Below are 787 nucleotides of genomic sequence, written 5' to 3' on the forward strand. Positions count from 1 at the left end.
CCAAGTTAGTCCAACTTGGTTAGTGCATGACCGGCCTTTGGTCGATCTGGACGATGGTTTCCGGGGCTGGTGGGTGGTCGTTTGGTGTTTTAGTGTTTCCTCCATTCTTTGATCAGGATTTGTGCCTCGCGGGGGTTGTAGAGGACTTCGCCATTTAAGACATCGTCACGGAACCTGGCATTAAAGCTCTCGCAATATCCGTTCTCCCAAGGGCTACCTGGTTCGATGCAGGCTGTCTTTGCACCTACAGATCCATTGTTGGACGGCTTGGGCCATGAACTCGGGACCATTGTCGGATCTAATGTATGGAGGGCCCACCGCGTATGATGAACAGGTCGCTCAAGACATCGATAGTACTGCCTGAGTTGAGCTTGCGGTCCACTCGGATGGCCAAACGCTCCTGGCTGTACTCATCAATGATGTTCAGCGTTCGGAACGCCTTTTCATCGTCGGTTCGGCAATGCACGAAGTCGTAAGACCGGATATGGTTGCGATGCTCAGGCCGAAGCCGGACATACGATCTGTCGTTCAGCCAAAGCCGCCCTTTCTTCGGTTGTTTCATTGGCACTTTCAGCCCCTCCCGTCGCCAAAGTCTCTCGACCCGCTTGTCGTTCACTTGCCAGCCCGCATCTCACAACAGCGTAGCAATCCGATGATATCCATACCGGCCATACTGCCGGACCAACTCGATCATGTCGCCAACCAGGCGGTCTTCGTCAGGACGTCCAACTGGCGTCTTGCGTTGCGTGGATCGGCGCTGCCTCAAAACGTAACAAGCGCGGCGCTC

The 787-nt window shown here is 54.8% G+C and carries 1 pseudogene; it reads right to left on the reverse strand.

Annotated features, from left to right (window positions below):
• Positions 1 to 19: 19 nt before the first annotated feature.
• A pseudogene (locus Q1A75_RS24000) lies at positions 20 to 787 on the reverse strand (IS3 family transposase); the annotation flags it as partial.

The organism is uncultured Tateyamaria sp. (assembly GCF_947504105.1).
Taxonomy (GTDB): domain Bacteria; phylum Pseudomonadota; class Alphaproteobacteria; order Rhodobacterales; family Rhodobacteraceae; genus Tateyamaria.